Raw genomic sequence first — 25,523 nt, 5'->3', positions numbered from 1 at the left:
CGCGATGGATGCCGCCGCCGATGCTGTCGCGATCCGCCCGTTCGAACGCACCGACACCGATGCCGTGCTCGCGGTCTGGCGCGATGCGTTCCCGCAGTACGACGAAGCCGGCGCGCCGCCGCACCGCGATCCGCGGCGATCGATCGAGCTGAAGCTCGCGACGCAGCCGGAGCTGTTCTTCGTCGCGACCTGCGGCGCGCGGGTCGCCGGCACGCTGATGGCAGGTTTCGACGGACATCGCGGCTGGCTCTACTCGTTCGGCGTGTCGAACGACGCACGGCGGCTCGGCATCGGCCGGGCACTGATCGCGCATGCGGAACGCGCACTCGCCGCGCGCGGTTGCCTGAAGATCAATCTACAGGTGCTGCCCGGCAACGACGATGCGTGCCGCTTCTATGCGGCGCTCGGCTATCGCGTCGAGGAACGCATCTCGTTCGGCAAGACGCTGCCGGCCGCATGACGAACGATCGGCCGCGGCCGGCGGCCCCCGCCATCACCGCGTGATCGTCCCCGCGCCCGGCAGCGGATTGCCGAGCGCGTCGGTCGGCACCGCCTGCCGTTCGAACGCCGCGAAATACGCGGCCCATTGCGACTCGTTCACGCGCACGATCAGCGCGCCGTCCTGCCACACGTCGTTGTGATCGTTGTGGTCGTCGCCCGCGCGATGCAGGTAGTTCGAGCCCGTCGAACCCTGGTTCATGTGCGTGTCGTGAATTCCGTTGCCTTCCGAATACGTGCGGCCGAACACGACGACGTCGAGCCCCTGCGACTGCGCAGCGTTGACGAGCCGCTGCAGCGACGGGATCGGCTCCGCGTTTTCGGTGCCGTCCATCACCGCGCTGGCGCGCCACGCGCCCGTCTCGTTCAGGATGTCGCTGCGCAGATAGTCGAGCGCGGGCAGCGCGGTTTGCCCGGTCAGATCGGTGTAGCCTTCGGCCGCGGCCGCGAGCGTCGCCGTGACCGGATGATGGAAATCGTAGACGAGCTTGTAGTTCAGCAAGTCGTCCGCGTCGTTGGTACCGACGTTGATCGCGACGTCCCAGTCGCCGGTCGGCAACGCGAGCGTCAGGTGGATGTGATACTGGATCTCGCTGCCATGCGGCGAGCCCTTCAGCTGCGCCACCGACTTCACCTTCGCCTTCACGAAACCGTAGTCCAGACTCATGCGTGCTCTCCGTGTCCCGATGGATCGACCATGCTACGCAGCCCGCGTGTCGGTTTGCGGACGGCCGGTTGCGGACGGCCGGTCGCGGACGGCCAGTGGCGGACGGCCTTTGCGCTGCCGTATCCCGCGCCGCATGGTCGGCGTCACTGTGGAATGAATGGAGTCGCATCCGCACGCACAGTTCGCCACCGGGCGCGCCACACGAAAAAAAGGCTGTCACGACATTCCGTGACAGCCTTTCGAAAGCCCTTGCGCGGCACGCCGGCATTCGCCGTCGCACCGCACCGGGCCCGCTCATTCACCCAGATACGCGGCCCGCACCTTCGGATCGTCGAGCATCTGCTTCGCATCGCCTTCCATCGTGACCGTGCCCGAGTCCATCACGTAACCTCGGTCGGCCGCCTGCAGCGCGAGGCGCGCGTTCTGCTCGACCAGCAGCACCGTGATGCCTTCCGCCGAGATCGTGCGCACCACTTCGAAGATCTTCTCGACCATGATCGGCGACAAGCCCATCGACGGCTCGTCGAGCAGCAGCAGCTTCGGCTTCGACAGGATCGCGCGCGACATCGCCAGCATCTGCTGCTCGCCGCCCGACAGCGTGCCCGCGAGCTGCGTCGCACGCTCCTTCAGGCGCGGGAAGAAGCCGAACATCCGGTCGACGTCCTTCTTGATCTGCTCGTTGTCGTTGCGCAGGTACGCGCCCATCTGCATGTTCTCGATGATCGACATCCGCGCGAAGATCCCGCGGCCTTCCGGCACCATCGCGAGGCCGCGCTTGAGCAATTCGTGCGACGGCACGCCCTTGATCGACTTGCCGTCGTACTCGATGTCGCCCGCCGAGTACGGCTTGAGACCCGTGATCGCCTTCATCGTCGTGGTCTTGCCCGCGCCGTTCGCGCCGATCAGCGTCACCAGCTCGCCCTGGCGGACTTCCATGTCAACGCCCTTGACGGCCTGGATGCCGCCATAGTTGACCTGCAAGCCCTTGATTTTCAACATTGCCGCTGCCATCAGTGCACCCCTGCGCCGAGATATGCCTCAATCACCTTCGGATTCTTCTGCACGTCCTGCGGCAGACCCTCGGCGATCACCTTGCCGTAATCGAGCACCGTCATCCGGTTGCACAACCCCATCACGAGCTTCACGTCGTGCTCGATCAGCAGAATCGTGCGGCCGTCCGAACGGATCTTGTCGAGCAGGCGCGTGAGTTCGACCTTCTCGGTCGCGTTCATCCCGGCCGCCGGCTCGTCGAGCGCGAGCAGCTTCGGGTCGGTTGCCAGCGCGCGTGCAATCTCGAGACGACGCTGGTGGCCGTACGACAGGTTGCGCGACGTGTAGTCGGCGTACTGCAGCACGCCGACGTACTCGAGCAGCTCGATCGCACGCTCCTTGATCTCGCGCTCTTCCTGGCGTTCGGCCGGCGTCTGGAACACCGCGCCGAGCAGCCCGTGCTTGGTGCGCACGTGGCGGCCCACCATCACGTTCTCGAGCGCCGTCATGCCGCCGAACAGGCGGATGTTCTGGAACGTGCGCGCGATGCCCGTCTTCGCGACCTGGTGCACCGCGGTCGGCTTGTATTCCGCGCCATCCAGCTTGAACTCGCCGGAGTCCGGCGTGTACAGGCCCGTGATCACGTTGAAGAACGTCGTCTTGCCGGCGCCGTTCGGGCCGATCAGGCCGTAGATCTCGCCTTCCTTGATCTGCAGGCCGACGTCGGACAGCGCTTGCAGGCCGCCAAAGCGTTTGTTCACGCCTTGCACGGACAGTCGGATTTGCTTGTCGCTCATGTGTGTATCCCCTGGTCCGTTGGTTAAGCGCGCACCGGCTTCTTGCTGCTGCGCTTCGCCAGTTTCGCGATCTTGTCCTCATGCTTCGGCGCCGGCCACAAACCTTCCGAGCGATACAGCATGATGACCACCATCGCGAGGCCGTACAGCGCCTGACGGATCACTTCGGTGTCGACGATGTCATGACCGAACAGCGCGTGCTGCAGCGGGCTCATCGTCGAGCGCAGGAATTCCGGGAAGATCGCGAGCAGCACCGCACCCAGGATCACGCCCGGGATGTGGCCCATACCGCCCAGCACGACGCAGGCCAGCACCACGATCGATTCCCAGAACGTGAACGACTCGGGCGACACGAAGCCCTGGAACGCGCCGAACATCGCGCCCGACAGGCCGCCGAACGACGCGCCCATCGCGAACGCAAGCAGCTTCACGTTACGGGTGTTGATGCCCATCGCCTTCGCGGCGATTTCGTCTTCGCGGATCGCTGCCCAGGCACGGCCGATACGCGAGTGCTGCAGGCGCGTACAGACCCAGATCACCAGCAGCGCGCACAGCACGAACAGGTAGTAGTACATGTAGACCGACGGCAGCTGGAAGCCGAAGATCGAGTGCGTCTGCGCGAGGCTGAAGCCGCCGACGTGCACCGGATCGATACCCGTGATCCCCTTCGGGCCGTTGGTGATGTTCACCGGACGGTCGAGGTTGTTCATGAAGATCCGGACGATTTCACCGAAGCCGAGCGTGACAATCGCCAGGTAGTCGCCGCGCAGGCGCAGCGTCGGCGCGCCGAGCAGGATCCCGAAGGTCGCCGCCACCGCCATCGCGATCGGCACGATGATCACGAACGGCACGTGCAGGCCGTTCGGCGCGAGCGCCGCGATCCACTCGAACTGCGAGGTCAGGTGCGGCGAGCTCAGCAATGCGGCCGTGTACGCGCCCACCGCGTAGAACGCGATGTAGCCCAGGTCGAGCAGGCCGGCGAAGCCGACCACCACGTTCAGGCCGAGCGCGAGCATCACGTACAGCATCGCGAAGTCGAGCACGCGAACCCAGTAGTTGCCGCCGGCCGAGCCGATGATGATCGGCGCCGCGATCACGAAGGCCGCGGTCAGGATGCCGATGATGACGGTCTTGGCGGTATTGCGCTCTTCGACGAGCGACGTCGAGGATTCGATCGGTTGAATGGATGTCATGTTGTTTGCTCCCTTCCGTTACGCGCGATCCGCGACACGTTCGCCCAGCAGGCCCGACGGACGGAACACGAGAACGACGATCAGCACGATGAATGCGAACACGTCCTGGTAGTTACTGCCGAATACGCCGCCCGTGAGGTTGCCGATGTAGCCCGCGCCGAGCTGCTCGATCAGGCCGAGCACCACGCCGCCGACCATCGCGCCGCCGAGGTTGCCGATCCCGCCGAGCACCGCCGCCGTGAACGCCTTCATGCCGGGGATGAAGCCCATGTAGAAGTGCACGTTGCCGTATTCGGACGCGATCATCACGCCGGCCAGCGCGGCGAGCGCGGAGCCGATCATGAACGTCGCGGAGATCACGAAGTTCGGGTTCACGCCCATCAGGCTTGCAGTGTTCGGGCTTTCGGCAATCGCACGCATCGCGCGACCGAGCTTGGTCTTGTGCACGAGCAGCAAGAGGCCTGCCATCACGATGAACGCCACCGCGATGATCACGATCTCGGTCAGGGAGATCACGGCGCCCGGCGTCGTGTCGGTCGGCTTGATCACGTTGATCGGATCGGTCGGCAGCAATTGCGGGAACGGCAGCGGGTTGCGCGACCAGATGATCATCGCAGCCGTCTGCAGCAGGATCGACACGCCGATCGCGGTGATCAGCGGCGCGAGACGCGGTGCGCGGCGCAGCGGCCGGTACGCGACCCGCTCGATCGTGTAGCCCACGCAGGCGCAGACGACCGCAGCAATGCCAAGGCCAATCGTCAGCGTCGCGACGTTGCCGAGTCCGGGGAAGTGGTTCTGCAGCACGGTGATCGCCGAGAGGGCGACCATCGCGCCGATCATCAGCACGTCGCCGTGCGCGAAGTTGATGATGCCGAGAATGCCGTACACCATCGTGTAGCCCAACGCGATGATGGCGTACACACTGCCGAGCACCAGCCCGTTGAGGATCTGCTGGATGAAAATATCCATTTAAAGCTCCTTGGCCCATGCTGCCGGAGGACGTTGCGCCCCGCGGGTAAGCGAGGAATCGCGCCTTCTCGGCGACACTGCGGGTACTAGTCGATACCGGTAAGGGTGGATCGTCCCGGCGCGCGCTGCCCGGCCTGTACGGCCGGACTTGCCGCCGGAGCGGATACAGAAACGGCACCGCACTGTTCCGGTGCCATCACGAGTCCTGTCGCTAAATCGTCACGACGTCGAGGACGGTGTGCTTGGCCTCCTTGAAGTCGTAGGGCAGCGTGCCGAAACGGCCGGCATCCGGTTTCCCGAAGTCCGTGCCTTTTTCCGTCCGGGCCGGGGCGAACCCCGCATCCGGACAGATCAGGTTCCGCACCGCGTCACCCGCGGGCTCGACCACCTTGACGGCGCACATGCCGTTGTCGCCAAGGGTTTGCGCTCCGATGCCGGACGCCGGCGCCTGCTTCGCAAGCGGGCCGTCCGCCGCCGCACGCGCGGCGCCGGAACCGGCATCGCGAAAGCGGCACCCGACTTTCGTCAGGACTGCGTCGGAATTCGTCGAACGAAGCAGACGGCCCGCCGCGACGCGACGGGTCGCGGCGACACGCTGTTTCGTCAAATCGAAATGAAAGGGGATCAGTGACATCTGCACGTTGCCTGCGTTGCCCCGAAACCCGGGCGCCCGTTGCTCGACGCGCCCCGCTGCTGCCGCCTCGCGGTCGGCGACTCGTTGTCGGGCCACCCGCGCGCCCGTCGCCAGACGGGCCGCAGCGCCGCCGGTGATCGATACCCGCCGTGCCGAATGCACGCCGCTCGTCGGGTCCTGCGCGTTGATTTCCTCGATCGCCAAACGTGCCCCGTTGTCCTTGTCTCTGTCCGATTGCGCAATGCGGCACGTAGACGGCGCCGCACGACCGGTTGTGGCAGCGCGCACGTCGCTGGCCGCCGGTACTGCGAATGCCGCAGCCTCCCTGCCCGCCCTGTCGTCGCTCTTTTTGCTGCAACCGGAAAGCATTGCAACCGGTGCGGCGACAGACATGGCGTAAGCCAACTTCACATGCATCGAGTAGGTCTCCCGCGCCTTGCCAAAACCCGATTTCAAAGCCATTCCGGCTTGAAAACGGGCGCATTGTAACTCCATTTATAGGACGCCAATAATCCTGATTCGATGGGGTTTTCCTGCATTGCAACCAATTTTGAGAGGCGCTTAAGCACGGGCGTAGCAACCCGGTTGCACCATTAATGTGAATAATGGTTGCGATTTCATTTTCGCAGCGCAAAAAAAAGCGCGCCGGGAGGCGCGCTTCGCGGGTACCGCGGATGCGATTCGACGGTCAGGCAGCGGGCGGCAGGTTCAGCCCGCGCGGCAGCGGAAACGACACGTTTTCCTCGATGCCGTCCAGCGCGCGGACATTGCGCACGCCGAGTTCACGCAGCCGCGCGATCACGGCCTGGGCGAGCACCTCGGGCGCCGATGCGCCGGCCGTCACGCCGATGCGGCGCTTGCCGGCAACCCATGCCGGATCGATCTGGTCGGGCGCGTCGACCATGTACGCGTCCACGCCGCGCTTCTCGGCCACTTCGCGCAGACGGCTCGAATTCGAGCTGTTCGGGCTGCCGACGACGATCACGACGTCGCACTGCGGCGCCATGAACTTCACCGCGTCCTGACGGTTCTGCGTTGCGTAGCAGATGTCCTGCTTCTTCGGCTCGCGGATCTTCGGGTACTTCGCCTTCAGCGCGCCGATGATCTCGGCCGCGTCGTCGACGGACAGGGTCGTCTGCGTGACGAGCGCGATGCGCTCCGGGTCAGCCAGCTGGAGCTTCTGCACGTCCTCGACGCTTTCGACGAGGTGCATCCCGCGCTCGACCTGCCCCATCGTGCCTTCGACTTCCGGGTGACCCTTGTGGCCGATCATCACGATGTCGACGCCGTCCTGGCGCATCTTCGCGACTTCGACGTGCACCTTCGTGACGAGCGGACAGGTTGCGTCGTAAATGCGCAGCCCGCGCACGTCGGCCTCGTCGCGCACGGCCTTCGACACGCCGTGCGCGCTGAAGATCACGGTGTTGCCGGCCGGCACTTCCTCGAGCTCCTCGACGAAGATCGCGCCTTTCTTCTTCAGATCCTCGACCACGTACTTGTTGTGGACGATTTCGTGGCGGACGTAGATCGGCGCACCGTGCATCGCGATCGCCCGCTCGACGATCTCGATCGCGCGGTCGACACCCGCGCAGAAGCCGCGCGGCTGAGCCAGCAGGATTTCGGCGTCGGACGCGACGGTCAGCCCGGACAGCGTATCGGTGGTGCTCATGATTACAGGATTCCGATGATTTTCACTTCGAACGTGAGCGCTTGGCCCGCGAGCGGATGATTGAAGTCGAACAGCGCCGAGGTTTCGCTGACTTCCTTCAGCACCCCCGCATAGCGGCCGCCGTCCGGCGCGTTGAACTCGATCAGTTCGCCCGGCGTGAAATCGTCGCCGACCATCCCGTTCTCGCGCAGCGTCGACAGCGTCACGCGCTGGAGCATGTCGGGATTGCGGGGACCGAACCCCTGTTCGGGCGTTAGCTGAAAAGTCGAATGGTCGCCGACCCTGAGCCCGATCAGAATCTGTTCCAGCGAGGGCGCCAGTTGCCCCGCGCCGAGCAGCAGCGTGGCGGGCTTGTCGGAAAAGGTGTTGACGATATCGGCGCCGTCGGCCAGTGCAAGCCGGTAATGCAGCGTGACATGGGAACCGGGCTTCACTTCGGAAAGATCGATGAGGCTCATGAATTACTCGTGTTCGTCGGCGCCCGCGATGGCCGAAAGGCCCGGCGCAAAACCAATATTGTAAGTCACCTTAGCGCGCAAGGCTGAAAGTGCGACGACGTCGCGCACTCGGCCGCCGCCATTGGAGTTTCGACCATGCCGCCACCCTGCCTCGCCGTCGCGCCGACCGAATGCCGCGACCCCGCCGATTCCCCTGCCGATCCGGTCCGCCGGACCGCCGCGGCCCGGCCGCGCAAGCGCCGTCCGCGCAACTGGCGGCCCGACCTGCCGCGCGAGCGGCTGCTGGAGCGCGGGCCGGCCGCGCTCACCGACGCCGAATTGATCGCGCTGCTGCTCGGCACCGGCGGCGGCGGTCGCGACGTGTTCGCCAGTGCCCGCGCGCTGCTCGCGCGGTTCGGCGACTCGCTGCGCGACATGCTCGATGCGGATCCCGACGTGTTCGCGACACACCCCGGCATCGGCGCCGCGCGCTCGGCGCTGCTGATCGCCGTGACCGAGATCACGCGGCGCGCGCTGGCCGAAAAGGCGCGCGAGCGGGTGCAGATCGATTCGCCGGGCGCGGTCGAGGACTATCTGCGGCTGAGGATCGGCATGCGTCCGTACGAGGTGTTCGTCACGCTATACCTGGATGCCCGCCACGGCCTCATCGACGTGGAGGAAAGCGCGCGCGGCTCGCTAACGCGGATGGCCGTCTATCCGCGCGAGATCGTGCGCCGCGCGCTCACGCTGAATGCCGCCGCACTGGTCATCGCGCACAACCATCCGTCCGGCGCGGTGCAGCCGAGCGCGGAAGATCGCCGCCTGACGCGCGTGCTGCACGAAGCGCTGACGCTCGTCGACGCCAAGCTGCTCGATCACGTCGTCGTCGGCACCGCCGATACATTTTCGTTCGCACGCGCCGGATGGTTGTAGACTGTGGCCCGGCGACCCGCCCCGGGAGCGCCGCAACGGTGAAGCGAAATTGGGTTTGATTTTTCTGAACTTTTTCTGCTAGAATCGCCGTCTGTCTTTTTTCCAACCAGTTCTAGCCATCGAAGGGCCTTGTCTGTAAGGGCTTCGGCGTTCTGAGTGCAGCCATGGATCACGTGGCGGTGCGATGGAACCTTCATCGGCGATCGAACCCCGAATTTAGCGTATTAGGAGTGCTCTCATGGCACGCGTATGCCAAGTAACTGGGAAAGCGCCGATGAGCGGCAACAACGTTTCCCACGCCAACAACAAGACCAAGCGTCGCTTCCTGCCGAACCTGCAAAACCGCCGGTTCTGGGTTGAGAGCGAAAACCGCTGGGTGCGCCTGCGCGTCTCGAACGCCGGCCTGCGCCTGATCGACAAGAACGGCATCGATTCCGTGCTCGCTGACCTGCGCGCACGCGGCGAAGCCTAAGCCCAAGGAGCACAATCATGGCAAAAGGCGCCCGCGACAAGATCAAGCTTGAGTCGACCGCTGGTACGGGTCACTTCTACACGACCACGAAGAACAAGCGCAACATGCCGGAAAAGATGGCGATCAAGAAGTTCGATCCCGTCGTCCGCAAGCATGTGGAATACAAAGAAACCAAGATCAAATAAATCTCCGGTTTCTGCGAGCCTGACGGCGACCGAAAAGCCCCGCACATGCGGGGCTTTTTGTTTTGCGCGCACGCACGGGCCCGACGCGGTATGCTCTCCCCTTTCCGCGGCCACGGCCGACGGAACGCACAAGATCTAAAGCGTAACGATGGAGATGCAGCATGAAATTCGACGTGGCGATCGTCGGCAGCGGCCTGGCAGGGCTGTCGGTCGCACTCAACCTGGCCAGCACGCGACGTGTTGCGCTGATCGCGAAACGTTCGATGATGGAGGGGGCGAGCGATAACGCGCAAGGCGGCATCGCGGCCGTCCTCGACTCGGCGGACAGTATCGAGAACCACGTCGACGACACGCTGGTCGCCGGCGGCGGGCTGTGCGACGAAGGCGCGACCCGCTACATCGTCGAGCACGGCCGCGAAGCGATCGAATGGCTGATCTCGCAGGGCGTGCCGTTCACGAAGGACGACGCAGCCGAACTCGGCTTCCATCTGACCCGCGAAGGCGGCCACAGTCACCGCCGGATCATCCACGCAGCCGACGCGACCGGCCATGCGGTGCTCGCGACGCTGTCCGAACGTGCGCGCCGGCATCCGAACATCACGTTCTTCGAAAACCACCACGCGATCGACCTGATCACATCGGACCGGCTCGGCCTGCCCGGCCGCCGCTGTCACGGCCTGTACGCGCTCGACGTCGACAACGACCGCACGATCACGATCGAGGCGCCACACACGGTGCTCGCGACCGGTGGCGCCGGCAAGGTCTACCTGTACACGACGAACCCCGACACCGCGACCGGCGACGGCATCGCGATGGCGTGGCGCGCGGGCTGCCGCGTGTCGAACATGGAATTCATCCAGTTCCACCCGACCTGCCTGTTCCATCCGTATGCGAAATCGTTCCTGATTTCGGAAGCCGTGCGCGGCGAAGGCGGCTTGCTGAAGCTGCCCGACGGCACGCGCTTCATGCCCGCGCACGATCCGCGCGCGGAACTCGCGCCGCGCGACATCGTTGCGCGCGCGATCGACTTCGAGATCAAGAAGCGCGGGATCGACTGCGTGTATCTCGACATCAGCCATCAGCCGGAAGCGTTCCTGCGCGAACACTTCCCGACGATCCACGCGCGCTGCCTCGAATTCGGCATCGACATCGCGAAACAGCCGATTCCGGTCGTGCCGGCCGCGCACTACACGTGCGGCGGCGTCGTCACCGACCTTGCGGGGCGCACCGATCTCACGGGCCTGTATGCGGTCGGCGAAACGTCGTACACGGGGCTGCACGGCGCGAACCGGCTCGCGAGCAACTCGCTGCTCGAATGCCTCGTGATCGGCCGCGCGGCGGCCGAGGCGATCGAGGCAGCCGGCTACGATGCGCAAACGCCGGCCAAGCTGCCCGCCTGGGACGAAAGCCGCGTGTCGGATGCGGACGAGGAAGTCGTCGTCGCGCACAACTGGGACGAGCTGCGCCGGCTGATGTGGAACTACGTCGGCATCGTGCGCACCGACAAGCGTCTCGAACGCGCGAAGCACCGGTTGTCGCTGCTGCGCGACGAGATCCACGAGTACTACGCGAACTTCCGCGTAACGCGCGACCTGCTCGAACTGCGCAATCTCGTCGACGTTGCAACGCTGATCGTGAAGAGCGCGTACTCGCGCCGTGAAAGCCGCGGGCTGCACTACAGCCGGGACTGGCCGCACACGCTGCCCAAGGCGCTGCCGAGCGTGCTCACGCCCCGCTCGCGCCGCTGACCGGCACGCACTTCCCGGCGGCTGCCGCCCATGAAAAAAGCCGCTGGCGTTTGCGTGCCAGCGGCTTTTTTTCGTCAGATGGGTAGATCGCGCGATCAGTCGACGATCCGCATCGAGTAGTCGGTCGCGCGCACGTCCTTCGTCAACGCACCGATAGAGATGCGGTCCACGCCCGTCTCCGCGAACGTGCGCACCGTATCGAAATTGACGCCGCCCGACACTTCGAGCACCGCCCGGCCGGCCGCGACGCGCACCGCTTCGCGCATCATGTCGAGCGTGAAGTTGTCGAGCAGCACCGACTGCGCGCCATGCGCGAGCGCCGTGTCGAGCTGCGCGAGCGTCTCGACCTCGACCTGCACGGGCACGCCCGAATCCAGCGCGAACGCCGCGTCGAGGGCCTCACCGACGCCGCCGGCCGCCGCGATATGGTTTTCCTTGATCAGGATGCCGTCGTACAGGGCGAGACGCTGGTTCTCGCCGCCGCCGACCCGCACCGCGTACTTCTGCGCGAGCCGCAGGCCCGGCAGCGTCTTGCGCGTATCGAGAATCCTCGCGCGCGTACCTTCGACGCGGTCGACATAACGGCGCGTCGCGCTGGCGACGCCCGACAGCAGCTGCAGGAAGTTCAGCCCGTTGCGCTCGGCCGTCAGCAACGCACGCGCCGGCCCTTCGAGTTCGCAGACGGTCGAATCCGGCGTCATCCGGTCGCCTTCGCGATAGCGCCACTGCACGACGATCGACGGATCGATCCGCGCGATGACGGCCTCGAACCACGGCACGCCGCACAGCACCGCTTCCTCGCGCACGATGATGCGAGCACGGCGACGCTCGCCGGCCGGCACGAGTCGCCCGGTCTGGTCGCCGGTGCCGACGTCTTCGGCGATCGCATCGGCAACGTTGCGCGCGATCGCATCGTCGAAGGCTGCGCCGTATTGAGCGCGGACGGCTTCGAACAGCGGGGAGACTGCAGTCGTCATGCAGCCCCCACGTTTGCAAACAGTTGCTGATCGCGCTGCAGATCGCCGCTCGCCTGCACGCGCTTCTTGTGCGCGGCCGCGAAATCGAGCATCCGGTCGATCGGCAAACGCGCCCGCTCGCCGATCGCGGGATCGACGAAGATCTCGTTGTGACCGCGCTCGAGCACGTCGGCGAGGTTCGCGAGGCCGTTCATCGCCATCCACGGGCAATGCGCGCAGCTCTTGCAGGTTGCGCTGTTGCCGGCCGTCGGCGCGGCGATGAAGGTCTTGCCGGGCGCCGCGAGCTGCATCTTGTGCAGGATGCCGAGGTCGGTCGCGACGATGAAGTGCGTCGCGTCGAACTTCACGGCCGCGTCGATGAGCTGCGTCGTCGAGCCGACGACGTCCGCCTGCGCGACGACGTTTTCCGGCGACTCGGGGTGCACGAGCACCTTCGCGTCCGGGTATTCGGCGCGCAGCAGGTCGAGCTCGATGCCCTTGAATTCGTCGTGGACGAGGCACGAACCCTGCCACAGCAGCATGTCCGCGCCGGTTTTCTTCTGGATATAGCTGCCGAGATGGCGATCCGGTGCCCAAATGATCTTCTCGCCCCGCGCATGCAGGTCGGCGACGATCTCGAGGCCGATCGACGACGTGACCATCCAGTCCGCGCGCGCCTTCACGGCGGCGCTGGTGTTCGCATAGACGACGACGGTGCGATCCGGGTGCGCATCGCAGAACGCGGAGAATTCGTCGACCGGGCAACCGAGATCGAGCGAGCAGGTCGCATCGAGATCGGGCATCAGCACGCGCTTGGCCGGACTCAGGATCTTCGCGGTTTCGCCCATGAAGCGCACGCCGGCGACGACGAGCGTCTGCGCGTCGTGATCGCGGCCGAAGCGGGCCATTTCGAGTGAATCGGCGACGCAGCCGCCGGTTTCGTCGGCCAGTTCCTGCAGCTCGGCATCCACGTAGTAGTGAGCGACGAGCACGGCCTTTTCACGTACGAGCAGCGCCTTGATGCGCGCCTTCAGTGCGGCGCGTTCTTCGGCGGAAGGTGCATCGGGCACCTTGGCCCATGCTTGCCCGACGCCACAGACGGTCCCTGCCGAGACCGGCCGGTCGTACTCGACGGGTTTGATCGTCGATTGCATCTCCATATCTCCTGTCGACCAGAGTTAGCGCTTTAGCGCTTACTCTGGTCCCATGCTTTGCGGTCGACCAGAGTCAGCGCTTTAACGCTTACTTCAGCCCTGTCCTCTACGCTCGCCCCGGGGACGCCACGCCCGCGTTGCCCCAAAGCCTCATACGAATTCCGGCCATTCCGGCGTCCGTCGAAAACCGGCCGCCCAAATGAAAAAACCCCGCCAACGCGGGGTTTGTGACGTCCTGAGATTCTAATCGATTTCGAATCAGGCGTAGCGGCGCAGGCGCGTCGCGAATTCCTGCAGCGACTTGATGCCGCTTTGTTCTGCGCGATGGCACCAATCCTGCAATTGCGCGAGAAGCTGTTCGCGCGACGCGGTCGAACGATCCCAGATCGCGGCGAGATCCTGGCGGAGCTGGAAGTACGTGTGCAGCTTCTGGCTGTTCGCGAAGATCTCCGGCAGCAGCTTCTTCTGCGGCTCGTCGAGGCCGTCGGCGTCCTTGTGGAACCACTTGCGCGCGCCGCGCATCAGCTGGTACTTCTCGCCGCCGATTTCCTTCAGGTGCGCGAGCTCCTGGCGATATGCGCGCTTCACGGCCTTGCCGTAGCGCGCCATCACTTCGTAGCGGTTCGACAGCACGGCCTGCAGCGTTTCCTGGTCGAGCACCGTCTTCGGCTTGTTCAGGCGCGGCGTCGGCGCAACCTTCTTCACCTTCGCGAGACCGAATGCCGACATGATGCGGATGTACATCCAGCCGATGTCGAACTCGTACCACTTGTTCGACAGCTTCGCCGACGTCGCGAACGTGTGGTGGTTGTTGTGCAGCTCTTCGCCGCCGATCACGATGCCCCACGGGAACAGGTTCGTGCTCGCGTCGGCCGAGTTGAAGTTGCGGTAGCCCCAGAAGTGGCCGAAGCCGTTGACGACGCCAGCCGCCCAGAACGGAATCCAGACCATCTGCACGGCCCACACGGTCAGGCCGAGCACGCCGAACAGCGCGACGTCGATCACCATCATCAGGCTGATGCCGAGAATCGGGTACTTCGAGTACACATTGCGCTCGATCCAGTCATTCGGCGTGCCGTGGCTGAACTTGCGCATCGTTTCTTCGTTCTTCGCTTCCGCGCGATACAGCTCGGCGCCTTCGAGGAACACCTTCCAGATCCCACGCGTCTGCGGGCTGTGCGGATCTTCCTCGGTTTCGCACTTCGCGTGGTGCTTGCGATGGATCGCGGCCCACTGGCCCGTCAGCATGCCGGTCGTCATCCACAGCCAGACGCGGAAGAAGTGGCTCGCGATCGGATGCAGCTCCAGCGCGCGGTGCGCCTGGCAGCGATGCAGGTAGACCGTCACGCCGATGATCGTGACGTGCGTGACGGCCAGCGCGAACAGCGCGACCTGCCACCACGAAAAGCGCAGAAGCCCGTGGGAAAGAAAATCGAGCAGGGAATTCAACAAGGCAGTTACCTGTGGTGAGAGCGACGCAGGCGCAGGCCGACGTCATAAAAATGAAAGCATACCGCGTGTAGACCGGAATTTTACTTCAACCGTTCCAAGTCGTTGTAAAAAATGAATATTTTCTTGTCATGACGCAATCCGGACAGTCCATCGACGGACCCGGCAAGCCCTTCGATCCGGTTCTGGCCGCCCGATCCACCCGAATCGCGTCAGCTCCCGGCCTACGCCGCCGACGCCTGCCCGTCCGCCGTGCCGTTGCCGGCCACCGGCACGCCATCGGCCACCACGCCGGTCGCGGCAAAACCGTCCGGCACGCCGACCACGCGCACTTCGCGCTGCGGGAACGGAATCGAGATGCCGTGCTCGCCGAACAGCCGCCAGATGTTGCGGTTCACCGCCGAACGCACGCCCGACGTGCCCTTCGCCGAATCCTCGATCCAGAAGCCGAGCTCCAGATCGATCCCGTCCGCGCCGAAGCTGACCAGGTATGGGGCCGGCGCCGGTTCCTCGAGCACGCGCGGCACGCCCTTCGCCGCAGCGGCGAGCACCGCGAGCGCCTGCTCGACGTCGCTGGTATAGGCGACCTGCACGGCAACCTTCGCGTAACCGCGCGTCAGGTATGACGACTGGTTCTGCACGACATCGGTGATCAGCTTCTCGTTCGGGATCAGCGTCTCGTTGCCGTCGAGACCGCGCACGACCGTGTAACGGGTGCGAATCTGCGTGACGACGCCCTGCAGCCCGCCGACGCTGATCGCGTCGCCGAGCCGCAGCGAGCGATCGAGCAGGATGATGAAGCCCGATACGTAGTTGCTGGCGATCTTCTGCAGCCCGAAGCCGAGGCCGACGCCGACCGCGCCACCGAACACGCCGAGCACCGTCACGTCGATGCCAACGAGCGACAGCCCGATCAGGATCGCCGCGAACACCAGCAGCGCGCGCCCGACCCGCGACAGCACGACCTTCAGGTTCGCGTCGAGCGTGGTGGCACGCGCGAGGCGCTCCTCGAGCACCGAGCCGAGCCACATCGCGACCATCAGCGTCACGCACACCCACAGTGCGCCGGAGATCACCGACAGCAGCGTGAGGTGCGCGTTCGCGACACGGAACTGCACGCTGTCGAGCCAGGCGACCACGTCGCGCTGGATCCCGAGCACGGTGAGCACCATCGCGGCCCACACGATCACCGACACGATCTTCTCGACGATCGACAGCCAGGCATGTGTGTGCCCGTCGCGCGCGAACACGCGCCGCGCGAAGAAGAACAGCACGTAGATCAGCCCGATGCCGAACAGCGGCACGAGCGCGAGCGACAGCAGCGACGTCGACATGAACGGGTCGAACGCGAGCTGCGCCGCCAGCACGAACAGCCCGCCGAACAGCGGGAACAGCGCGCGCTTCAGGCTCTGCGCGCCGGCGCCGGGCACCCGGCCGGCCGCGCGCCGGCGCGCGTCGATGCGGCCGTGCACGAAGCGCGCGGCCACCCACGCGAAACACAGCGCGCCGACCAGGATCGCCGCCTGCCAGATCATCACCGGCTCGTTGAAGTCGCGGATCACCGACGCGAGCCGGTGCGACAGCAGGCGGTTCTGCATCATCCGTGCGCCCTGCCGTTACTGCGCGCGCCGTTCCAGCACCGCGGCGAAGAAGCCGTCGGTGGCGTGGCGGTGCGGCCACAGCGACAGGTAGTCGCCGGTCTCGAGCTCGATGCGCTGGTCCGCCAGGACCTTCTGCGCGGGCACCAGCACGAACTCGGGATGGTCGACCAGGAATTGTTCGACGATGGCTTCGTTCTCCGCGTGGAGCACGCTGCAGGTCGCGTACACGAGCCGGCCGCCCTTCTTCACGAGACGCGCCGCGCTCGCGAGGATCGACGCCTGCTTCGGCGTGAGCTCCTCGATCGACGTGCGCGTCTGGCGCCATTTGAGGTCGGGATTGCGGCGCAGCGTGCCCAGGCCGCTGCACGGCGCGTCGACCAGCACGCGATCGATCTTGCCGGCGAGCCGCTTGATCTTCGCGTCGTGCTCGCTGTCGATCAGCACCGGGTTCACGTTCGACAGCCCGCTGCGCGCGAGGCGCGGCTTCAGCTTCGTGAGACGCTTTTCCGACACGTCGAACGCGTAGAGGCGCCCGGTCGAGCGCATCATCGCGCCGAGCGCGAGCGTCTTGCCGCCGGCGCCCGCGCAGAAATCGACGACCATCTCGCCGCGGCGCGGCGCGACGAGCGAGCACAGCAGCTGGCTACCCTCGTCCTGCACCTCGATCTGGCCTTCCTCGAACAGCTTCAGGCGCGTGAGCGCCGGCTTGCCGACGACCCGCACGCCTTGCGGTGCGAACGGCGTCGCGCCCGCGTCGATGCCTTCCACGCGCAGCGCGTCGATCACCTGGTCGCGCGTCGCCTTCTGCGCATTGGCGCGCAGATCGAGCGGCGCCGGGTAGTTGAGCGCGGCGGCGAGCTGCGCCAGTTCCTCGGCGTCGAAACGGGCCGACAGCGCCTGGTAGATCCAGTCGGGCAGGTTCGTGCGCACGCGCACCGGCAGGCTCGCCGGATCGATCTTCGACACGTGCTCGAGCCACGCGGCTTCGGTGGCAGAGACGAACGGCTTCAGCGCATTGCGGCCGAGCGTCTGCATCAGGCCCAGCAGCGTGAGGCGCCGCGCGGGGCTGCCGGTGCCGCTCTCGGCGAGGTGTGAAAACTCCATCTTGCGGCGCAGCACCGCGAACACTGCCTCGGCGATCACACCGCGCTCGGCGTGGCCGAGCTTCGGGTGAGCGCGGAAGAACCGGCTCGTCGTCGCGTCGGCCGGGCCGGCGAACTTCAGCACCTCCGCCAGCAAAGTCTCGGTCTGGCCGATCAGGAATCCGTGCAGCTTCATACGCCCTCACTCTTTTCGGTATGCGGTTGATCCGCGAAAATCCAGCGCGCCTCTTCCGGCGCGACCACTGCCCGGCCGTTCTCGAGGCGCAGGCGCCCCTCGACGAACCAGCGCACCGCACGCGGATACAGCACGTGCTCGACCGTCAGCACGCGCTGCGCGAGCGCGGCCGCGTCGTCGCCGGCACGCACCGGCACCGCGCCCTGCGCGACGATCGCGCCGCTGTCCAGTTCGGGAATGACGAAATGCACGCTCGCACCGTGCAGCGCGACGCCGGCATCCAGCGCCTGCTGGTGCGTGTGGATACCCTTGAAGCTCGGCAGCAGCGACGGGTGAATATTCAGCAGCCGGCCTTCGTATCGTCTGACGAATGCGGGCGTGAGGATGCGCATGAAGCCGGCGAGGACGACGAGATCGGGCGCAAAACGATCGATCTCGGCGGCGAGCGCCGCATCGAAGCTGTCGCGGCCGTCGAACGACCGGTGGTCGACCACCGCCGTCGCCACCCCGTGCGACGCGGCAAAAGCCAGCCCGGCCGCATCGGGCCGGTTGGCGATCACGGCGGCAATCTCGGCCGGCCAGCGTTCCTGCGCGCACGCGCGGACGATGGCCTCCATGTTGCTGCCGCGACCGGAAATCAGGATCACGAGTTTTTTCATCCGCGAATTTTACCATTCACCCCCGCGTTTCCCCCCTTCTCGGCCGCCGGGCCGCCCGAACGTTTATAATCTTCTGCTTTGCGGCATCCCACCGCCCATTCCCCGACGCTGCATCCGCTATCGTGAAAGTCTTCCGCGGCCTGCCCAACGCCGAGAGCCGCGCGCCGTGCGCGCTGACGATCGGCAACTTCGACGGTGTCCATCGCGGCCACCAGGCCCTGCTCGCGCGCGTGCGCGCGGCAGCGGACGCGCGCGGCCTGCCCGTGTGCGTGATGACCTTCGAGCCGCACCCGCGCGAATTCTTCAACCCGGCCGGCGCGCCGCCGCGCATCGCGATGCTGCGCGACAAGCTCGAGGCGCTGCGCGACCACGGTGTCGACCGCGTCGTCGTCGAGCACTTCAACCACACGTTCGCGAGCCAGTCGCCGCAGGCGTTCGTCGAACGCACGCTGGTCGGCGGGCTGCACACGCGCTGGATGATGGTCGGCGACGACTTCTGCTACGGCGCGAAGCGCGCGGGCACCTTCGACACGCTGAAGGCCGCCGGCGAGCAATACGGCTTCGAGGTCGAGCAAATGGGCACGGTCGCCGGCAGCGACGGCACGCGCATCTCCAGCTCGGGCGTGCGCACCGCGCTCGCGGCCGGCGATCTCGACGCGGCCGCGCAGGCGCTCGGCCACGGCTACGCGATCAGCGGCCACGTCGCGCACGGGCTGAAGCTCGGCCGCGACCTCGGTTTCCCGACGCTGAACCTGCCGATTGCGCACAAGCGGCCGGCGCTCGCGGGCATCTTCGTCGTGCAGGTGCACGGCCTGGGCCCGTCCCCGTTGCCGGGCGTCGCGAGCCTCGGGCTGCGCCCGACCGTCGACGATTCCGGCCGCGTGCTGCTCGAAGTCCACCTGCTCGACTGGCACGGCGACGCGTACGGCAAGCTCATCCGCGTCGAATTCCTGAAGAAGCTGCGTGACGAAGCGAAGTTCGACGATCTCGAGGCGCTGTCGCGCGCGATCGCGCTGGACGTCGCGAATGCGCGCGCGTACTTCGTCGAGCGCGACCGCGCGCCGGGCAGCCGCACGACCGGCTTCTCGACGTCGGCGACCGACCGAATTAGCTGATCCGGCCGGCGGCGCCCCGCGCCGCCCCCTCTCGCGCCGACACGCGCGCATCCCCGATTCACGACGCACGAGCGTCCCCCGATTTGATAGCGATCCCATCATGAGCAACAAGAAAGCCGATTCGAAACCGCAGGCCAAGTATCCGGTCAACCTGCTCGACACGCCGTTCCCGATGCGCGGCGATCTGCCCAAGCGCGAGCCGCAGTGGGTCAAGGAATGGGAAGAGCGCGGCATCTACGAGAAGATCCGCGCAGCCAGCAAGGGCCGGCCGAAGTTCATCCTGCACGACGGCCCCCCGTATGCGAACGGCGACATCCACCTCGGTCACGCGGTCAACAAGATCCTGAAGGACATCGTCGTCAAGTCGCGCAACATGGCCGGCTTCGATGCGCCGTACGTGCCGGGCTGGGATTGCCACGGGATGCCGATCGAGATCCAGATCGAGAAGCAGTTCGGCAAGTCGCTGCCGGCGGCCGAAGTGATGAGCAAGGCGCGTGCGTACGCGACCGAGCAGATCGAGAAGCAGAAGGTCGGCTTCAAGCGCCTCGGCGTGCTCGGCGACTGGGCGAATCCGTACAAGACGATGAACTTCGTCAACGAGGCGGAAGAGATCCGCGCGCTCGGCAAGATCATCGAGAAGGGCTACGTGTATCGCGGCCTGAAGCCGGTGAACTGGTGCTTCGACTGCGGCTCGGCGCTCGCCGAGGCGGAAGTCGAGTACAAGGACCGCACCGACCCGACGATCGACGTGATGTTCGCGTTCGCGGAACCGGAAAAGACCGCGCAGGCGTTCGGCCTGCCGGCGCTGCCGCGCGCCGAGGGCGGCATCGTGATCTGGACCACCACGCCGTGGACGATCCCCGCCAACCAGGCGCTGAACCTCCATCCGGAAATCATCTACGCGCTGGTCGACACCGAGCGCGGGCTGCTGATCATCGCCGAAGAACGCGTCGAAGCATGCATGGCCGAGTTCAAGCTGACCGGCCGCGTCGTCGCGACCACGCCCGGCGTGAAGCTCGCGAACCTGCGCTTCCACCACCCGCTCGCGTCGGCCCACCCCGGCTACAAGCGCACCGCGCCCGTCTACCTCGGCGACTACGTGACGACCGACACGGGTACCGGCATCGTGCACTCGTCGCCCGCCTACGGCATCGAAGACTTCTTGTCGTGCAAGGCGCACGGGATGACCGATTCGGACTTCATCAACCCCGTGATGGGCGACGGCCGCTACATCGAATCGCTGCCGCTGTTCGGCGGCCTGTCGATCTGGGACGCGAACCCGAAGGTCGTCGAGGCGCTGAACGCGGCCGGCTCGCTGCTGCGCAGCGAGAAGTACACGCACAGCTACATGCACTGCTGGCGCCACAAGACGCCGATCATCTACCGCGCGACGTCGCAGTGGTTCGCCGGCATGGACGTGACGCCGCGCGACGGCAGCAAGACGCTGCGCGAAACGGCGCTCGAAGGCGTCGACGCGACCGCGTTCTACCCGTCGTGGGGCAAGCAGCGCCTGTTCAGCATGATCGCGAACCGTCCTGACTGGACGCTGTCGCGCCAGCGCCAGTGGGGCGTGCCGATGGCGTTCTTCGTGCACAAGGAAACCGGCGAGCTGCACCCGCGCACGCTCGAGCTGCTCGAGGAAGTCGCGAAGCGCGTCGAGCAGTCGGGCATCGAGGCCTGGCAATCGCTCGACCCGCGCGAGCTGCTCGGCGACGACGCGAACCTGTACGAAAAGAACCGCGACACGCTCGACGTGTGGTTCGACTCGGGCACGACGCACTGGCACGTGCTGCGCGGCTCGCACAAGGATCAGCTGCAATTCCCGGCCGACCTGTACCTCGAAGGCTCGGACCAGCACCGCGGCTGGTTCCACTCGTCGCTGCTGACCGCGTCGATGATCGACGGCCGCGCGCCGTACAAGGGCCTGCTCACGCACGGCTTCACGGTCGACGGCGAAGGCCGCAAGATGAGCAAGTCGCTCGGCAACGGCGTCGACCCGCATGAAGTCGCGAACCGCCTCGGCGCGGAAATCATCCGCCTGTGGATCGCGTCGACCGACTACTCGGGCGAGCTCGCGATCTCCGAGGAAATCCTGAAGCGCGTGACGGAAGGCTATCGCCGCATCCGCAACACGCTGCGCTTCCTGCTCGCGAACCTGTCGGACTTCGACTTCGCGCAGCACGCGGTGCCGGTCGACGAATGGCTCGAGATCGACCGCTATGCGGTCGCGTTCTCCGCGCAGCTGCAGACGGAACTGCTCGGCCACTACGAGAAGTACGAATTCCACCCGGTCGTCGCGAAGCTGCAGACGTACTGCTCGGAGGATCTCGGCGGCTTCTACCTCGACGTGCTGAAGGACCGCCTGTACACGAGCGCGCCCGATTCGCGCGCACGCCGCTCCGCGCAGACGGCGCTGTACCACCTGACGCACGGGCTGCTGCGCGTGCTCGCGCCGTTCCTGTCGTTCACCGCGGAAGAAGCGTGGAAGGTGTTCCAGCCGGCCAGCGAGACGGTCTTCACGGAAACGTACTACGCGTATCCGGAAGTCGCCGGCTCGGCCGCGCTGATCGAGAAGTGGGCGCTGCTGCGCGACGTGCGCGGCAACGTGACGAAGGCGCTCGAGGAAGCGCGCACCGCGAACCGCATCGGTTCGTCGCTGCAGGCCGAAGTGGCCGTGCACGCGAGCGGCGCGCGCTACGACGCGCTGACGAGCCTCGGCGAAGACCTGAAGTTCGTGCTGATCACGTCGGCAGCGACGGTCGTGAAGGTCGACGACGAAGCGCAGGAAAGCGTCGACGTGGCCGCGTCGAAGTACCAGAAGTGCGAACGCTGCTGGCACTACCGCGAGGACGTCGGCGCACACGCCGACCACCCGACGCTGTGCGGCCGCTGCTTCTCGAACCTGTTTGAAAACGGCGAAATCCGGAGCGCTGCTTGAATATGGCGAAAACTGTGTCGAAACCGGCCAGCGGCGCACTCGCGCCCTGGCTCGGCATTTCGCTGATCGTGATCCTGTTCGACCAGCTGTCGAAGATTGCGATCCTGAAAACGTTCGCGTACGGCGCGCAGCATGCGTTGACGTCGTTCTTCAACCTCGTGCTGGTGTACAACCGCGGCGCCGCGTTCGGCTTCCTGTCGACCGCGGGCGGCTGGCAGCGCTGGGCGTTCACCGCGCTCGGTATCGGCGCGACGCTCGTGATCTGCTTCCTGCTGCGCCGCCACGGCCAGCAGCGGCTGTTCAGCCTGTCGCTCGCACTGATCCTCGGCGGCGCGCTCGGCAACGTGATCGACCGGCTGGTCTACGGCCACGTGATCGACTTTCTCGATTTCCACCTCGACGCGTGGCACTTCCCGGCGTTCAACCTCGCCGATTCCGCGATCACGGTCGGCGCAGTGCTGCTGATCTACGACGAGCTGCGTCGCGTGCGCGGCACGCGCTGAGCGCGCATACTCGGCGTCGACGGCCGGCTTCGCGCCGGCCGTTCCGTTTGACCCTTGGAGGCCTGAGTTGGCACACGCAGAACTCGCAGGAAAACACCTCGTTCTCGGCCTGACGGGCGGCATCGCCTGCTACAAGATCGCCGAGCTCACGCGGCTGCTCACGAAAGCCGGCGCGACCGTCCAGGTCGTGATGACGGAAGCCGCCACCCAGTTCATCACGCCGGTCACGATGCAGGCACTCTCCGGCCGGCCCGTGTATACGAGCCAGTGGGACGCGCGCATCGACAACAACATGGCGCACATCGACCTGTCGCGCGAAGCCGACGCGATCGTGATCGCCCCCGCGTCGACGGACTTCCTCGCGAAGCTCGCGCACGGGTTCGCGGACGACCTGCTGTCGACGCTGTGCGTCGCGCGCGACTGTCCGCTGCTCGTCGTGCCCGCGATGAACCGCCAGATGTGGCAGAACCCGGCCACGCAACGCAATGCCGCGCAACTGCGCGCCGACGGCGTGTCGGTGCTCGGCCCCGATTCGGGCGCGCAGGCGTGCGGCGAAGTCGGCGACGGCCGCATGCTCGAGCCCGAGGCGATCTATGAAGCGATCGTCGCGCACTTCGCACCCAAGGTGCTCGCGCACCGCCGCGTGCTGATCACGGCCGGCCCGACCTTTGAACCGCTCGATCCGGTGCGCGGCCTCACGAACCGCTCGAGCGGCAAGATGGGCTTCGCGCTCGCGCGCGCCGCGCAGCAGGCCGGCGCCGACGTGCATCTCGTCGCCGGGCCGGTGGCGCTCGACACGCCGTGGGGCGTGTACCGCCAGGACGTGCAGACCGCGCAGCAGATGTACGACGCGGTCATGCATGCGGTGGCCGACGCGGACATCTTCATCGCGGTGGCCGCCGTCGCCGACTGGCGCGTCGAGCAACCGGCCGAGCACAAGATCAAGAAGACTGCCGACCGCAAGACACCGACGCTCGCATTCGTCGAGAACCCCGACATCCTCGCGTCGGTCGCGGCGCTGCCCGATCCGCCGTTCTGCGTCGGTTTCGCGGCCGAAAGCGGCGACCTCGACGTGCACGGCGACGAGAAGCGCAAGCGCAAGAACGTGCCGCTGCTGGTCGGCAACCTCGGCCCGCAGACGTTCGGGCGCGACGATAACGAAGTCGTGCTGTTCGAGGCGGCCGGCCTCACCCGCCTGCCGCGCGCGCCGAAGGACGAACTCGCGCACGCGCTCGTCGCCGAAATCGCGAAGCGCCTGCCCGACAACCGCCTGATCTGATCCCTGGCGCGGCGGCACGCGCCGCCGCGCCCTTCCCGACCGATTCGACGATCGCATGAAACTCGACCTGAAGATTCTCGACGCGCGCATGCGCGACTACCTGCCCGCCTACGCCACGACCGGCAGCGCGGGCCTCGACCTGCGTGCGTGCCTCGATGCGCCGGTGACGCTGCAGCCGGGCGAAACGACGCTCGTGCCGACCGGCCTCGCGATCCATCTCGCGGATCCCGGCTACGCGGCGCTGATCCTGCCGCGCTCGGGCCTCGGCCACAAGCACGGGATCGTGCTCGGCAACCTCGTCGGCCTGATCGATTCCGACTACCAGGGCCAGCTGATGGTGTCGACGTGGAACCGCGGCCAGACCGAGTTCGTGCTGAACCCGTTCGAGCGCCTCGCGCAGCTCGTGATCGTGCCGGTCGTGCAGGCGCAGTTCAACATCGTCGACGACTTCGACACGAGCGAGCGCGGCGCGGGCGGCTTCGGCAGCACCGGCCGTCACTGAGCGGCGCAATGCAAAAGGGGCCTCGCGGCCCCTTTCTTTTTTCCGTTTCCCGTTACCGATCGACCGCCTCGGCGATTCGCGCGGGCACGAGTTCGCCGCGGCGCGCCTGCACGAGGCTCGCGTAGATCACCATCGCGACCAGCACGGCCAGCAGCACCGCCGACGAGCCGACCGTGCCGAGCGCGAGTCCGCCCTTGGCGACCGGTTTCGTGAGCAGGTCGCCGACCGTCGCGCCGAACGGACGCGTGAGCACGAACGCGGCCCAGAACAGCAGCACACCCGAGATGCGCGTGAAATAGTGCGCGAGCACAATCACCGCGAGCAGCCCGCCGATCAGCAGCGCGCCGCCGCCGAAGCCGAGGCCGGAACTGTCCGCGAGGAAATCGCCGAGCGCGGTGCCGAGCGTGTTCGAGAACAGGATCGCGATCCAGTACATCAGCTCGACCTTGCGCGTGCGGATCAGGTCGACCGACAGCGATTCGCCGCTGAGGCGCCACACCGCGAAGATCGCCAGCAGGATCGCGACGAGAATCGACGAGCCGGCCGCGTAGCCGAGACCCAGCGTACGGTCCATGAAATCGGACATCGTCGTGCCCGCGGTACTCGTCGCGACGATCACGGCCCAGTAGATGGCCGGGCGATAGCCGGTCGTCCGGAGCTGCGCGCCGAGCGTGACGAGAAAGAAACCGAACAGCAGGATCGAGCTCACCGCGTAGCCGACGTTCAGCGTCATCGACAGCAGGTCGCCGCCGGTTTCGCCGAGCGTGGTCGCGCAGATCTTCATGATCCAGAACGCGAGCGTGATTTCGGGAAGTTTGTTCATTCGAACCCCTTTTACAGATGGTGACGGGCTGGCGCGCGCCAGCCCGCATCGCGGACAGGTTCGAATGTTATCGC

At 66.3% G+C, this 25,523-nt stretch carries 25 protein-coding genes; 10 read left to right on the top strand and 15 right to left on the bottom strand.

The genetic code is table 11. The features are described from left to right. Nucleotides 1-4 precede the first annotated feature (4 nt). Nucleotides 5-460 (top strand): GNAT family acetyltransferase, encoded by a 456-nt coding sequence (locus GEM_RS04660; RefSeq protein WP_014896293.1) that lies wholly within the window; start codon nucleotides 5-7, stop codon nucleotides 458-460. Nucleotides 461-493: 33 nt separating this feature from the next. On the opposite strand, the gene GEM_RS04655 is transcribed toward GEM_RS04660, so the two are convergent. From GEM_RS04655 to GEM_RS04620, 8 genes are all read right to left on the bottom strand, one after another. Then, on the bottom strand, nucleotides 494-1,165 hold the full coding sequence (locus tag GEM_RS04655; RefSeq protein ID WP_014896292.1) for a DUF2278 family protein: 672 nt from the start codon (nucleotides 1,163-1,165) through the stop codon (nucleotides 494-496). A gap of 294 nt (nucleotides 1,166-1,459) precedes the next feature. After that, entirely contained in the window at nucleotides 1,460-2,176 is a 717-nt protein-coding gene (locus tag GEM_RS04650; RefSeq protein ID WP_014896291.1) for an ABC transporter ATP-binding protein, read from the bottom strand. Beyond that, nucleotides 2,176-2,952 carry an ABC transporter ATP-binding protein gene (locus tag GEM_RS04645; protein WP_014896290.1) on the bottom strand — a complete coding sequence of 259 codons (777 nt, stop codon included), beginning with the start codon at nucleotides 2,950-2,952 and terminating at the stop codon, nucleotides 2,176-2,178. The genes GEM_RS04650 and GEM_RS04645 overlap by 1 nt, the downstream gene beginning before the upstream one ends. Before the next feature lie 23 nt (nucleotides 2,953-2,975). Further along, complete coding sequence (locus GEM_RS04640; RefSeq protein ID WP_014896289.1) at nucleotides 2,976-4,145, bottom strand: ABC transporter permease subunit; 1,170 nt, start codon at nucleotides 4,143-4,145, stop codon at nucleotides 2,976-2,978. 18 nt (nucleotides 4,146-4,163) lie between these two features. Next, the gene (locus GEM_RS04635) at nucleotides 4,164-5,114 is read right to left on the bottom strand and encodes a branched-chain amino acid ABC transporter permease (protein ID WP_014896288.1); all 951 of its coding nucleotides are present in this window, start codon (nucleotides 5,112-5,114) and stop codon (nucleotides 4,164-4,166) included. A 211-nt stretch (nucleotides 5,115-5,325) separates the two neighbouring features. Then, on the bottom strand, nucleotides 5,326-6,165 hold the full coding sequence (locus GEM_RS04630; protein ID WP_014896287.1) for a hypothetical protein: 840 nt from the start codon (nucleotides 6,163-6,165) through the stop codon (nucleotides 5,326-5,328). A gap of 271 nt (nucleotides 6,166-6,436) precedes the next feature. After that, entirely contained in the window at nucleotides 6,437-7,417 is a 981-nt protein-coding gene (ispH, locus tag GEM_RS04625) for a 4-hydroxy-3-methylbut-2-enyl diphosphate reductase (protein ID WP_014896286.1), read from the bottom strand. A 2-nt stretch (nucleotides 7,418-7,419) separates the two neighbouring features. Further along, on the bottom strand, nucleotides 7,420-7,875 hold the full coding sequence (locus GEM_RS04620) for an FKBP-type peptidyl-prolyl cis-trans isomerase (protein WP_014896285.1): 456 nt from the start codon (nucleotides 7,873-7,875) through the stop codon (nucleotides 7,420-7,422). Nucleotides 7,876-8,010: 135 nt separating this feature from the next. On the opposite strand from GEM_RS04620, the gene radC reads away from it, so the two are divergent. The 4 genes from radC to nadB all read left to right on the top strand — a co-directional run bounded on the left by radC (nucleotide 8,011) and on the right by nadB (nucleotide 11,192). Then, nucleotides 8,011-8,787 (top strand): RadC family protein, encoded by a 777-nt coding sequence (gene radC / locus GEM_RS04615; RefSeq protein ID WP_014896284.1) that lies wholly within the window; start codon nucleotides 8,011-8,013, stop codon nucleotides 8,785-8,787. 238 nt (nucleotides 8,788-9,025) lie between these two features. Next, nucleotides 9,026-9,259 (top strand): 50S ribosomal protein L28, encoded by a 234-nt coding sequence (gene rpmB / locus GEM_RS04610; protein WP_004186391.1) that lies wholly within the window; start codon nucleotides 9,026-9,028, stop codon nucleotides 9,257-9,259. A gap of 17 nt (nucleotides 9,260-9,276) precedes the next feature. Next, the gene (gene rpmG / locus GEM_RS04605; protein WP_006478046.1) at nucleotides 9,277-9,444 is read left to right on the top strand and encodes a 50S ribosomal protein L33; all 168 of its coding nucleotides are present in this window, start codon (nucleotides 9,277-9,279) and stop codon (nucleotides 9,442-9,444) included. A gap of 161 nt (nucleotides 9,445-9,605) precedes the next feature. After that, a complete protein-coding gene (nadB, locus tag GEM_RS04600; RefSeq protein ID WP_014896283.1) occupies nucleotides 9,606-11,192 on the top strand; it encodes an L-aspartate oxidase in 1,587 nt (528 codons plus the stop codon). A gap of 95 nt (nucleotides 11,193-11,287) precedes the next feature. On the opposite strand, the gene nadC is transcribed toward nadB, so the two are convergent. The 6 genes from nadC to purN all read right to left on the bottom strand — a co-directional run bounded on the left by nadC (nucleotide 11,288) and on the right by purN (nucleotide 18,289). Then, on the bottom strand, nucleotides 11,288-12,169 hold the full coding sequence (gene nadC, locus GEM_RS04595) for a carboxylating nicotinate-nucleotide diphosphorylase (protein WP_014896282.1): 882 nt from the start codon (nucleotides 12,167-12,169) through the stop codon (nucleotides 11,288-11,290). Continuing rightward, complete coding sequence (gene nadA, locus GEM_RS04590; protein ID WP_014896281.1) at nucleotides 12,166-13,302, bottom strand: quinolinate synthase NadA; 1,137 nt, start codon at nucleotides 13,300-13,302, stop codon at nucleotides 12,166-12,168. Before nadA ends, nadC begins: the two co-directional genes overlap by 4 nt. Nucleotides 13,303-13,560: 258 nt before the next feature. Beyond that, nucleotides 13,561-14,754 carry an acyl-CoA desaturase gene (locus GEM_RS04585; RefSeq protein ID WP_014896280.1) on the bottom strand — a complete coding sequence of 398 codons (1,194 nt, stop codon included), beginning with the start codon at nucleotides 14,752-14,754 and terminating at the stop codon, nucleotides 13,561-13,563. A gap of 221 nt (nucleotides 14,755-14,975) precedes the next feature. Further along, entirely contained in the window at nucleotides 14,976-16,352 is a 1,377-nt protein-coding gene (locus tag GEM_RS04580) for a mechanosensitive ion channel family protein (protein ID WP_014896279.1), read from the bottom strand. Nucleotides 16,353-16,367: 15 nt separating this feature from the next. Next, a complete protein-coding gene (locus tag GEM_RS04575; RefSeq protein ID WP_014896278.1) occupies nucleotides 16,368-17,630 on the bottom strand; it encodes an RsmB/NOP family class I SAM-dependent RNA methyltransferase in 1,263 nt (420 codons plus the stop codon). Continuing rightward, nucleotides 17,627-18,289: a phosphoribosylglycinamide formyltransferase gene (gene purN, locus GEM_RS04570; RefSeq protein ID WP_014896277.1), complete on the bottom strand. Its 663-nt coding sequence runs from the start codon at nucleotides 18,287-18,289 to the stop codon at nucleotides 17,627-17,629. Before purN ends, GEM_RS04575 begins: the two co-directional genes overlap by 4 nt. Nucleotides 18,290-18,411: 122 nt before the next feature. Between purN and GEM_RS04565 the strand changes: the two genes are divergently transcribed. The 5 genes from GEM_RS04565 to dut all read left to right on the top strand — a co-directional run bounded on the left by GEM_RS04565 (nucleotide 18,412) and on the right by dut (nucleotide 24,626). Further along, nucleotides 18,412-19,404, top strand: a complete 993-nt coding sequence (locus tag GEM_RS04565; protein WP_014896276.1) for a bifunctional riboflavin kinase/FAD synthetase — start codon at nucleotides 18,412-18,414, stop codon at nucleotides 19,402-19,404. Nucleotides 19,405-19,504: 100 nt separating this feature from the next. Continuing rightward, a complete protein-coding gene (gene ileS / locus GEM_RS04560) occupies nucleotides 19,505-22,342 on the top strand; it encodes an isoleucine--tRNA ligase (protein ID WP_014896275.1) in 2,838 nt (945 codons plus the stop codon). A gap of 2 nt (nucleotides 22,343-22,344) precedes the next feature. Continuing rightward, nucleotides 22,345-22,845, top strand: coding sequence for a signal peptidase II (gene lspA, locus GEM_RS04555; protein ID WP_014896274.1), 501 nt, complete (start codon nucleotides 22,345-22,347; stop codon nucleotides 22,843-22,845). A 67-nt stretch (nucleotides 22,846-22,912) separates the two neighbouring features. Continuing rightward, nucleotides 22,913-24,124, top strand: coding sequence for a bifunctional phosphopantothenoylcysteine decarboxylase/phosphopantothenate--cysteine ligase CoaBC (coaBC, locus tag GEM_RS04550; protein WP_014896273.1), 1,212 nt, complete (start codon nucleotides 22,913-22,915; stop codon nucleotides 24,122-24,124). Between the two features lie 55 nt (nucleotides 24,125-24,179). Beyond that, the gene (gene dut / locus GEM_RS04545; protein WP_014896272.1) at nucleotides 24,180-24,626 is read left to right on the top strand and encodes a dUTP diphosphatase; all 447 of its coding nucleotides are present in this window, start codon (nucleotides 24,180-24,182) and stop codon (nucleotides 24,624-24,626) included. A 52-nt stretch (nucleotides 24,627-24,678) separates the two neighbouring features. On the opposite strand, the gene GEM_RS04540 is transcribed toward dut, so the two are convergent. Next, nucleotides 24,679-25,449 carry a membrane protein gene (locus GEM_RS04540; protein WP_014896271.1) on the bottom strand — a complete coding sequence of 257 codons (771 nt, stop codon included), beginning with the start codon at nucleotides 25,447-25,449 and terminating at the stop codon, nucleotides 24,679-24,681. Nucleotides 25,450-25,523 lie beyond the last annotated feature (74 nt).

The organism is Burkholderia cepacia GG4, assembly GCF_000292915.1.
Lineage (GTDB): Bacteria > Pseudomonadota > Gammaproteobacteria > Burkholderiales > Burkholderiaceae > Burkholderia > Burkholderia cepacia_D.
The sequence above is the reverse complement of the archived record's forward strand: the minus strand, read 5'-3'. Positions and strand labels throughout refer to the sequence as shown.

What these genes read in the sequence shown, in the direction of transcription:
- GEM_RS04630 (WP_014896287.1), bottom strand. Translation starts at nt 6,165, where the DNA reads ATGCATGTGAAGTTGGCTTACGCCATGTCTGTCGCCGCACCGGTTGCA.
- GEM_RS04580 (WP_014896279.1), bottom strand. Translation starts at nt 16,352, where the DNA reads ATGATGCAGAACCGCCTGCTGTCGCACCGGCTCGCGTCGGTGATCCGC.
- dut (WP_014896272.1), top strand. Translation starts at nt 24,180, where the DNA reads ATGAAACTCGACCTGAAGATTCTCGACGCGCGCATGCGCGACTACCTG.
- GEM_RS04635 (WP_014896288.1), bottom strand. Translation starts at nt 5,114, where the DNA reads ATGGATATTTTCATCCAGCAGATCCTCAACGGGCTGGTGCTCGGCAGT.
- purN (WP_014896277.1), bottom strand. Translation starts at nt 18,289, where the DNA reads ATGAAAAAACTCGTGATCCTGATTTCCGGTCGCGGCAGCAACATGGAG.
- radC (WP_014896284.1), top strand. Translation starts at nt 8,011, where the DNA reads ATGCCGCCACCCTGCCTCGCCGTCGCGCCGACCGAATGCCGCGACCCC.
- GEM_RS04575 (WP_014896278.1), bottom strand. Translation starts at nt 17,630, where the DNA reads ATGAAGCTGCACGGATTCCTGATCGGCCAGACCGAGACTTTGCTGGCG.
- rpmB (WP_004186391.1), top strand. Translation starts at nt 9,026, where the DNA reads ATGGCACGCGTATGCCAAGTAACTGGGAAAGCGCCGATGAGCGGCAAC.
- nadB (WP_014896283.1), top strand. Translation starts at nt 9,606, where the DNA reads ATGAAATTCGACGTGGCGATCGTCGGCAGCGGCCTGGCAGGGCTGTCG.
- GEM_RS04655 (WP_014896292.1), bottom strand. Translation starts at nt 1,165, where the DNA reads ATGAGTCTGGACTACGGTTTCGTGAAGGCGAAGGTGAAGTCGGTGGCG.
- GEM_RS04650 (WP_014896291.1), bottom strand. Translation starts at nt 2,176, where the DNA reads ATGGCAGCGGCAATGTTGAAAATCAAGGGCTTGCAGGTCAACTATGGC.
- GEM_RS04620 (WP_014896285.1), bottom strand. Translation starts at nt 7,875, where the DNA reads ATGAGCCTCATCGATCTTTCCGAAGTGAAGCCCGGTTCCCATGTCACG.
- GEM_RS04660 (WP_014896293.1), top strand. Translation starts at nt 5, where the DNA reads ATGGATGCCGCCGCCGATGCTGTCGCGATCCGCCCGTTCGAACGCACC.
- lspA (WP_014896274.1), top strand. Translation starts at nt 22,345, where the DNA reads ATGGCGAAAACTGTGTCGAAACCGGCCAGCGGCGCACTCGCGCCCTGG.
- nadA (WP_014896281.1), bottom strand. Translation starts at nt 13,302, where the DNA reads ATGCAATCGACGATCAAACCCGTCGAGTACGACCGGCCGGTCTCGGCA.
- rpmG (WP_006478046.1), top strand. Translation starts at nt 9,277, where the DNA reads ATGGCAAAAGGCGCCCGCGACAAGATCAAGCTTGAGTCGACCGCTGGT.
- GEM_RS04540 (WP_014896271.1), bottom strand. Translation starts at nt 25,449, where the DNA reads ATGAACAAACTTCCCGAAATCACGCTCGCGTTCTGGATCATGAAGATC.
- GEM_RS04645 (WP_014896290.1), bottom strand. Translation starts at nt 2,952, where the DNA reads ATGAGCGACAAGCAAATCCGACTGTCCGTGCAAGGCGTGAACAAACGC.
- nadC (WP_014896282.1), bottom strand. Translation starts at nt 12,169, where the DNA reads ATGACGACTGCAGTCTCCCCGCTGTTCGAAGCCGTCCGCGCTCAATAC.
- GEM_RS04640 (WP_014896289.1), bottom strand. Translation starts at nt 4,145, where the DNA reads ATGACATCCATTCAACCGATCGAATCCTCGACGTCGCTCGTCGAAGAG.
- ileS (WP_014896275.1), top strand. Translation starts at nt 19,505, where the DNA reads ATGAGCAACAAGAAAGCCGATTCGAAACCGCAGGCCAAGTATCCGGTC.
- ispH (WP_014896286.1), bottom strand. Translation starts at nt 7,417, where the DNA reads ATGAGCACCACCGATACGCTGTCCGGGCTGACCGTCGCGTCCGACGCC.